We start from the raw sequence: 4423 nt of genomic DNA, 5'->3' as shown, positions 1-4423 counted from the left end.
GTCGCCGAGGCTGCCACCGACGCAGAGCAAGTCGCCGGGCCGTGCGCCGCTGCGGGTCAGCGCCTGGCCGCGCGGCACGCGGCCGAACACGCTCAGGGTCAGGCTCAGCGGGCCACGCGTGGTATCGCCGCCGACCAGCGCCAGTCCGCAGGCCGCCGCCATTAACGAAAGGCCGTCGGCGAAACCGCGCAACCAGTCGTCATCGGCGCCAGGCAGGGTCAGTGCGAGGGTGAAGGCGAGCGGCGTAGCGCCCATCGCCGCCAGGTCGCTGGCGGATACCGCCAGCGCGCGCTGGCCGAGCAGAAAGGCCTCGCAGGCATCGGGGAAGTGCACGCCGGCGACCAGCGTGTCGGTGGATACCGCCAGCTGTTCGCCGGGCGGCAGGTCGAGCAGCGCGCAATCGTCGCCGATGCCCAGCGCCACGCCTTCGGCCGCCTGCGCACAAGGCGCGACGGCGAAGTAATGGCGGATCAGCTCGAACTCCCCCATCGGGACGCCTCAGGCAGCGTCCGGGGACGAGGGAAGGGACGGCATCAGCGCTTGTCGCCGCGCTGGCCGCCGCGCACTTCGGCTGCGCGCAGGGTCGGCGCCAGCTTGTCCAGTACGCCGTTGACGAACTTGTGCCCGTCGGTGGCGCCGAACACTTTCGCCAGCTCGATGCCCTCGTTGATCACCACACGGTACGGCACGTCGACGCGATGGGTCATTTCCCAGGTGGACAGGCGCAGGATAGCCAGTTCGACCGGGTCCAGTTCCTCCAGCGGGATATCGAGGAACGCGGCGAAGGCGCCATCGATTTCCGGCTTGTTGTGCGCAACGCCGGTGAGGATTTCGTGGAAGTAGGCACCATCGACACCGGCGAAGTCGTTGTCGACGCGGAACTGCGCTTCGATTTCGTTGAGCGACTGGCCGGCGATGTGCCACTGATACAGCGCCTGCATCGCCAGGCTGCGGGCCACGCGACGTTGCGCGATCCGGCCCTTCGCCGGCTTGGCCGGCTGCTGGTCGTCCTGATCGTCCCGGTTAAGACTCACTTGGCCTCCAAGGCCGCCAGCAGGCTGACCATTTCCAGAGCGGACAGCGCGGCTTCCGCGCCCTTGTTGCCGGCCTTGGTGCCGGAGCGCTCGATGGCCTGCTCGATGGAGTCCACGGTCAGCACGCCGAACGCGACCGGCACGCCGAACTCCATGGAAACCTGGGCCAGGCCCTTGGTGCATTCGCCGGCGACGTATTCGAAGTGCGGAGTGCCACCGCGGATGACCGCGCCAAGGGCGATGATCGCCGCGTACTCGCCCTGCTGGGCGACTTTCTGCGTGACCAGCGGAATCTCGAAGGCGCCGGGCGCGCGGATCAGGGTGATGTCGGCTTCCTTGACGCCGTGGCGGACCAGGGCGTCGACCGCCCCGCTGACCAGGCTTTCGACGACGAAGCTGTTGAAGCGGCCAACCACCAGGGCGAATTTGCCTTGGGGGGCGATGAAAGTACCTTCGATGGTCTTCAGAGGCATGGATGGGTCTCGATCTGTATAAAGAGCCGGGCGTCACTCGCCCCGAAAATAAGCTTTTTGCTCCCCTTGCCCAGGTGCGGGAGAGGGCTGCGCGTGAAGCCACAACACCCTCTCCCGCCCTTCGGGCACCCTCTCCCATGAACGGAAGAGGGTCATCGGAAGCGGCCCTGCGGGCCGCCTGTCAATCGGCGGGCAGGTATTCTACAACCTCCAGGTCGAACCCGGATATCGCATTGAACTTCATCGGCGAACTCATCAGGCGCATCTTGCGCACGCCGAGGTCGCGGAGTATCTGCGAGCCGGCGCCGACCGTGCTGTAGGTGCTCGGCGTCTTCGCGGTGCCGGCATCGGCCTCGCGGATGTGCGCGAGCACTTCGTCGCCGTCCAGCGAATGACCGAGCAGCAGCACCACGCCGCTGCCCGCGCGGGCCACTTCGGTCATCGCCGCGCGCAGGCTCCAGCGGCCCGGCTGGCGGACCATCAGCAGGTCGCGCATCGGGTCCATGTTGTGCACCCGCACCAGCGTCGGCTCTTCCGGGCAGATGCTGCCGAGGGTTAGCGCCATGTGCACGTCGCCCTCCACCGAGTCGCGGTAGGTGACCAGGTTGAACGGACCGACCTCGCTGTCCAGCGGCTGTTCGGCGATGCGCTGCACGGTGCGCTCGTGGATCAGCCGGTAGTGGATGAGGTCGGCGATGGTGCCGATCTTGATCCCGTGCAGTTCGGCGAAGGCCTCGAGTTCGGGCCGGCGCGCCATGCTGCCGTCGTCGTTCATCACCTCGCAGATCACCCCGCTCGGCTCGAAGCCACCCATCCGCGCCAGGTCGCAGGCCGCTTCGGTGTGGCCCGCACGGGCCAGTACGCCGCCGGACTGCGCCATCAGCGGGAAGATGTGGCCGGGGCTGACGATGTCTTCGGCCTTGGCGTTCTTCGCCGCGGCGGCCTGCACGGTACGCGCGCGGTCGGCGGCGGAGATGCCGGTGGTGACGCCTTCGGCGGCCTCGATCGAGACGGTGAACTTGGTGCCGAAACCGGAGCCGTTGCGCGGCGCCATCAGCGGCAGCTTCAGCGTTTCGCAACGCTCGCGGGTCATCGGCATGCAGATCAGCCCGCGGGCGTAGCGCGCCATGAAGTTGATGTGCTCGGCCTGCACGCATTCGGAGGCCATGATCAGGTCGCCTTCGTTTTCGCGGTCTTCGTCATCCATGAGGATGACCATCTTGCCCTGGCGGATGTCTTCGACGAGTTCTTCGATGCTGTTGAGTGCCATGGTTGGCGAATCCTTACTTGTTCAGGTAGCCGTGCTCGGCCAGGAAACTTTCGCTGATGCCGGAGGCGGCGGGCTCGGCGGCCTTGTCGCCGAGCAGCAGGCGCTCGATGTAGCGTGCCAGCAGGTCGACCTCGAGGTTGACCTGCCGCCCGGGGCGGTAGTCGGCCATGATGGTTTCGGCGAGCGTGTGCGGGACGATGGTCAGCTCGAACTCGGCGCCATTCACCGCGTTCACCGTCAGGCTGGTGCCATCGACGGTGATCGAGCCCTTCAGCGCGATGTACTTGGCCAGCTCGCGCGGCGCGCGGATGCGGAACTGCACGGCGCGGGCGTTCTCCTCGCGGGACACCACTTCGCCGACACCGTCGACGTGGCCGCTGACCAGATGACCGCCGAGGCGGCTGGTGGGGGTCAGCGCCTTTTCCAGGTTCACCGGGCTGCCGCTCTTGAGACCGGCCAGCGCGGTGTGGCTGAGGGTCTCGCGGGAAACGTCGGCCCAGAAGCCGTCGCCGGGCAACTCCACCGCGGTGAGGCAGACACCGTTCACCGCGATGCTGTCGCCGAGCTTGACGTCGCCTAGGTCGAGCTTGCCGGTCTGCACGTAGAGGCGCACGTCGCCGCCCTTGGGCGTCAGCGCGCGGATGCTGCCGATGGCTTCGATTATGCCGGTGAACATACGACCTCCCGCGCGAACCGCGCAGAAGCCGTCGAACGGCTGGGGAAATGCAAATGGAAACGCGACATCGTGAAACTCCTGTTTTGTGAAAAACAGGGCACGTCGATCGAATGGGATTTCAGGGGCGCGCGGAGGCACCCGTCGAGGCATCCCGTTCTCTCTTCATCCGGACTATGACCGTCGGCCCCGGGATCACACCGGGTCTGCTGACCTCGCCGCCCCGTGCGGGGTAAGCGAGCGCTCGCGGGCTCGACGCATTGCGCGCCATCACCGCCGGTGGGGAATTGCGCCCCGCCCTGAGAACGTTCCGGCCACCTGAATGGCCGGACGGCGTTTTTAGCACAAAATGCCGCAGGGCCGGAAGCGCAAAGGCGCCTTGCAGGCCCTCGCGGCGACGGTTTGGAGACGATCGGAGCTAACGAGTGACAGGGCGGACGACGATCAGCCAGTCGTCGCCGACCGCGCGGATATCGGCGATCTTCAACGCGCGCGCTTCGGCCATGCGCTCCAGCGGCAGCTCGAGCAGCGGCCGCGCAGCGGAACCGAGGAAGCAGGCGGCGACGAACAGCTGGTACTCGTCCACCAGCCCCTGCCGGGCGAAAGCGCCAGCCAGTTGCGCGCCGGCCTCCACCAGCACCTCGTTGGCGCCACGCGCGGCCAGCTCGACGAGCAGCGCGCGCAGGTCGACATGGCCGTCGTCCCCGCCCAGCGCCAGCAACTCGTGCCCGGCCGCCGCGTAACGCTCGCTCGCGGCCGCGTCGGTGCTCGCCACCAGGGCGGCGCCGGCCTGGAAGAACGGCGCGTCCAGCGGCACGCGCAGGTGCCCGTCGATGAGCACGCGCAACGGCGCGCGGCCGGCGGCCAGGGCCGTCTGCTCGGCATCCAGGCCCAGCTCGTCGGGACGCACGGTGAGCCGCGCAGCATCCGTCAGGACGGTGTCGGCGCCGCTAAGGACCACGCTGGACTGCGC

General features: G+C 68.0%; 6 protein-coding genes and 1 riboswitch. All 6 genes read right to left on the bottom strand.

The window, feature by feature from the left end; genetic code table 11:
• The coding region (locus tag B2X67_RS20420; protein WP_286786620.1) for an AIR synthase related protein at positions 1-489 on the bottom strand (489 nt) is incomplete at its 3' end.
• A gap of 44 nt (positions 490-533) precedes the next feature.
• On the bottom strand, positions 534-1034 hold the full coding sequence (gene nusB / locus B2X67_RS20415; RefSeq protein ID WP_286786619.1) for a transcription antitermination factor NusB: 501 nt from the start codon (positions 1032-1034) through the stop codon (positions 534-536).
• On the bottom strand, positions 1031-1507 hold the full coding sequence (ribE, locus tag B2X67_RS20410; RefSeq protein ID WP_090225314.1) for a 6,7-dimethyl-8-ribityllumazine synthase: 477 nt from the start codon (positions 1505-1507) through the stop codon (positions 1031-1033). The genes nusB and ribE overlap by 4 nt, the downstream gene beginning before the upstream one ends.
• 181 nt (positions 1508-1688) lie before the next feature.
• On the bottom strand, positions 1689-2777 hold the full coding sequence (gene ribBA, locus B2X67_RS20405; RefSeq protein WP_286786618.1) for a bifunctional 3,4-dihydroxy-2-butanone-4-phosphate synthase/GTP cyclohydrolase II: 1089 nt from the start codon (positions 2775-2777) through the stop codon (positions 1689-1691).
• Positions 2778-2790: 13 nt separating this feature from the next.
• Positions 2791-3453: a riboflavin synthase gene (locus B2X67_RS20400; protein ID WP_090225311.1), complete on the bottom strand. Its 663-nt coding sequence runs from the start codon at positions 3451-3453 to the stop codon at positions 2791-2793.
• A gap of 149 nt (positions 3454-3602) precedes the next feature.
• A riboswitch (FMN riboswitch) is annotated at positions 3603-3761 on the bottom strand.
• 107 nt (positions 3762-3868) lie between these two features.
• Positions 3869-4423 (bottom strand): RibD family protein (locus B2X67_RS20395; RefSeq protein ID WP_286786617.1); only part of this gene is annotated, 555 nt, incomplete at its 5' end.

The sequence above is a fragment of the Pseudomonas sp. UBA3153 genome (assembly GCF_002364635.1).
GTDB classification, from domain to species: domain Bacteria; phylum Pseudomonadota; class Gammaproteobacteria; order Pseudomonadales; family Pseudomonadaceae; genus Pseudomonas_O; species Pseudomonas_O kuykendallii.
The sequence above is the reverse complement of the archived record's forward strand: the minus strand, read 5'-3'. Positions and strand labels throughout refer to the sequence as shown.

Bases quoted from the DNA above. Each gene is read 5' to 3' on its own strand.
- B2X67_RS20400 (WP_090225311.1), bottom strand. From the start codon at position 3,453: ATGTTCACCGGCATAATCGAAGCCATCGGCAGCATCCGCGCGCTGACG.
- ribBA (WP_286786618.1), bottom strand. From the start codon at position 2,777: ATGGCACTCAACAGCATCGAAGAACTCGTCGAAGACATCCGCCAGGGC.
- ribE (WP_090225314.1), bottom strand. From the start codon at position 1,507: ATGCCTCTGAAGACCATCGAAGGTACTTTCATCGCCCCCCAAGGCAAA.